Genomic DNA, 582 nt, shown 5'->3' with positions numbered 1-582 from the left:
CTCAATCAGGTCCATCCGATGAGGATGGCGGCGATGGCGACGGCCGAGGCGAAATTGGCGGCGAGCTTGTCGTAGCGGGTGTGTATCCGGCGCCAGTCCTTCAGCCGCCCGATTGTGCGTTCGATGATGTTGCGAGCTCTGTAGGTGCGCTCGTCGAACGGCTGGGGGTTCTTGCGGGTTGGGTTGTTCGGGATCACCGGCGTCGTGCCGCGGGCGAGCAGGAAGTGCCGCAGGCCGTTGCTGTCGTAGGCGGTGTCGGCGGCGCAGAACACGGGTGGTGGCAGGTTGGCCAGCAGGCCATGGGCCGGCCTCAGATCGCCCATCTGACCGGGCGTGACGGTGAAGGCGAGGATGCGGCCAGCGCCGTCCACGACCAGGTGGATCTTGGTGCCCCGCCCGCCGCGCGAGCGGCCTATGGCCTGGAGTTCCGCCCCCCTTTTCCGCCCGCGGCCGAGCGATGCGCCTTGGCTGTAGTGCTGTCGATCAACTGCAACCCGCCCGGCGTCGCCTCGACGAGCGCGGCCAGCATGCCAGCCCAGATGCCGCGGCCCGACCACCGATGGTAGCGGTTGTAGATCGTGG

The 582-nt window shown here is 68.4% G+C and carries 1 protein-coding gene; it reads right to left on the bottom strand.

Going from position 1 to position 582, the window contains the following annotated elements; translation table 11 throughout:
* Positions 1 to 5 precede the first annotated feature (5 nt).
* Complete coding sequence (locus tag GWK15_RS25610; RefSeq protein ID WP_338147342.1) at positions 6 to 557, bottom strand: IS5 family transposase; 552 nt, start codon at positions 555 to 557, stop codon at positions 6 to 8.
* Positions 558 to 582: the final 25 nt, after the last annotated feature.

The sequence above is a fragment of the Neoroseomonas oryzicola genome, from assembly GCF_012163135.1.
In the GTDB taxonomy this organism is placed as follows: domain Bacteria; phylum Pseudomonadota; class Alphaproteobacteria; order Acetobacterales; family Acetobacteraceae; genus Neoroseomonas; species Neoroseomonas oryzicola.
The sequence above is the reverse complement of the archived record's forward strand: the minus strand, read 5'-3'. Positions and strand labels throughout refer to the sequence as shown.